This window comes from Pandoraea soli (assembly GCF_902459595.1).
GTDB lineage: Bacteria > Pseudomonadota > Gammaproteobacteria > Burkholderiales > Burkholderiaceae > Pandoraea > Pandoraea cepalis.
In genome coordinates this window covers 1-1,875 of the sequence record NZ_CABPSG010000039.1, presented here as the reverse complement: position 1 = coordinate 1,875, position 1,875 = coordinate 1, and the positions used below count along the sequence as shown (strand labels likewise).

Genomic DNA, 1,875 nt, shown 5'->3' with positions numbered 1-1,875 from the left:
GATGCGATTGATCTTTAAAAACTAGACAACCGATAAGTGTGGGCACTCGATGAATAGTGCGTCTGCTTCGGCAGATAAGCTTTAAATTTATTGAGGCTCACATAAGTAATAGGTAAGTTAAGTAATTAACTTGTCAGCATACTTTGAGAGCGACCGGTTCGAGTGATTTATCACGAAAAACCGAAAACAGTAACAGGTTTAAACTGAAGAGTTTGATCCTGGCTCAGATTGAACGCTGGCGGCATGCCTTACACATGCAAGTCGAACGGCAGCACGGGTGCTTGCACCTGGTGGCGAGTGGCGAACGGGTGAGTAATACATCGGAATGTACCTTGTAGTGGGGGATAGCTCGGCGAAAGCCGGATTAATACCGCATACGCTCTGAGGAGGAAAGCGGGGGACCTTCGGGCCTCGCGCTACAAGAGCAGCCGATGTCAGATTAGCTTGTTGGTGAGGTAAAAGCTCACCAAGGCGACGATCTGTAGCTGGTCTGAGAGGACGACCAGCCACACTGGGACTGAGACACGGCCCAGACTCCTACGGGAGGCAGCAGTGGGGAATTTTGGACAATGGGCGAAAGCCTGATCCAGCAATGCCGCGTGTGTGAAGAAGGCCTTCGGGTTGTAAAGCACTTTTGTCCGGAAAGAAATCCTCTGGGTTAATACCTCGGGGGGATGACGGTACCGGAAGAATAAGCACCGGCTAACTACGTGCCAGCAGCCGCGGTAATACGTAGGGTGCAAGCGTTAATCGGAATTACTGGGCGTAAAGCGTGCGCAGGCGGTTTTGTAAGACGGATGTGAAATCCCCGGGCTTAACCTGGGAACTGCATTCGTGACTGCAAGGCTAGAGTATGGCAGAGGGGGGTAGAATTCCACGTGTAGCAGTGAAATGCGTAGAGATGTGGAGGAATACCGATGGCGAAGGCAGCCCCCTGGGCCAATACTGACGCTCATGCACGAAAGCGTGGGGAGCAAACAGGATTAGATACCCTGGTAGTCCACGCCCTAAACGATGTCAACTAGTTGTTGGGGATTCATTTCCTTAGTAACGAAGCTAACGCGTGAAGTTGACCGCCTGGGGAGTACGGTCGCAAGATTAAAACTCAAAGGAATTGACGGGGACCCGCACAAGCGGTGGATGATGTGGATTAATTCGATGCAACGCGAAAAACCTTACCTACCCTTGACATGTACGGAATCCTGCTGAGAGGTGGGAGTGCTCGAAAGAGAACCGTAACACAGGTGCTGCATGGCTGTCGTCAGCTCGTGTCGTGAGATGTTGGGTTAAGTCCCGCAACGAGCGCAACCCTTGTCCTTAGTTGCTACGCAAGAGCACTCTAGGGAGACTGCCGGTGACAAACCGGAGGAAGGTGGGGATGACGTCAAGTCCTCATGGCCCTTATGGGTAGGGCTTCACACGTCATACAATGGTCGGTACAGAGGGCTGCCAAACCGCGAGGTGGAGCTAACCCCAGAAAACCGATCGTAGTCCGGATCGCAGTCTGCAACTCGACTGCGTGAAGCTGGAATCGCTAGTAATCGCGGATCAGCATGTCGCGGTGAATACGTTCCCGGGTCTTGTACACACCGCCCGTCACACCATGGGAGTGGGTTTTGCCAGAAGTAGGTAGCCTAACCGTAAGGAGGGCGCTTACCACGGCAGGATTCATGACTGGGGTGAAGTCGTAACAAGGTAGCCGTAGGGGAACCTGCGGCTGGATCACCTCCTTTCTAGAGCATGCACTGGAAGTTGAGTGTTCACGCTTATCGGTTGTTGACTGCGTAGATCTAAGTCGGGTCTGTAGCTCAGGTGGTTAGAGCACCGTCTTGATAAGGCGGGGGTCGAAGGTTCAAGTCCTTCCAGACCCACCAA

General features: G+C 52.7%; 1 tRNA gene and 1 rRNA gene. Both read left to right on the top strand.

The annotated features are described in order from the left end of the window. Window positions 1-200: 200 nt before the first annotated feature. Window positions 201-1,733, top strand: a 16S ribosomal RNA gene (locus tag PSO31014_RS22195). A 64-nt stretch (window positions 1,734-1,797) separates the two neighbouring features. Then, a tRNA-Ile gene (locus PSO31014_RS22190) sits at window positions 1,798-1,874 on the top strand. Window position 1,875 lies beyond the last annotated feature (1 nt).